Origin of the sequence: Adlercreutzia sp. DFI.6.23 (assembly GCF_024462535.1) — a bacterium.
Lineage (GTDB): Bacteria > Actinomycetota > Coriobacteriia > Coriobacteriales > Eggerthellaceae > Adlercreutzia > Adlercreutzia rubneri.
In genome coordinates this window covers 1-351 of sequence record NZ_JANGBP010000284.1, presented here as the reverse complement: position 1 = coordinate 351, position 351 = coordinate 1, and the positions used below count along the sequence as shown (strand labels likewise).

The window sequence follows — 351 nt, the reverse complement described above, 5'->3', positions numbered from 1 at the left end:
ATAACCACGTTTTCCATGATGTTCCTCTCGTCTACGGGTCAAGGGGCGCGCTGCCGTCCCGCTTTCAGGCAGCAGCAGCTGCGTCGCATCATAGCCGCCAAAGAGAAGGGAACCGCCTGGGGCGCCCCGCCGTTACCGAACAGAGACGCCCTTGATGATTAGAAGCGCTCATCGTGCACCTTCCCCAGCAGTGCTTCATCGAAGGGGCGCCGCGGGGCTTCGGCTTCGGGCATGCCGAGAGAGAGGATGGCCTCCAGCTGGTAGGGGGCTGGCACCTTCAGGAGGTTCGCAACGAACTCGTGGGTCGAGCATCCATCGGCCGCCTGGCGAAGGCGTCCCTGAATCCAGCAG

Annotated in this window: 1 protein-coding gene; it reads right to left on the bottom strand. The window is 63.2% G+C overall.

Features of this window, described 5'->3' with window-relative positions; genetic code table 11:
* Window positions 1-158: 158 nt before the first annotated feature.
* The coding region (locus NE591_RS13390) for a hypothetical protein (protein WP_256156879.1) at window positions 159-351 on the bottom strand (193 nt) is incomplete at its 5' end.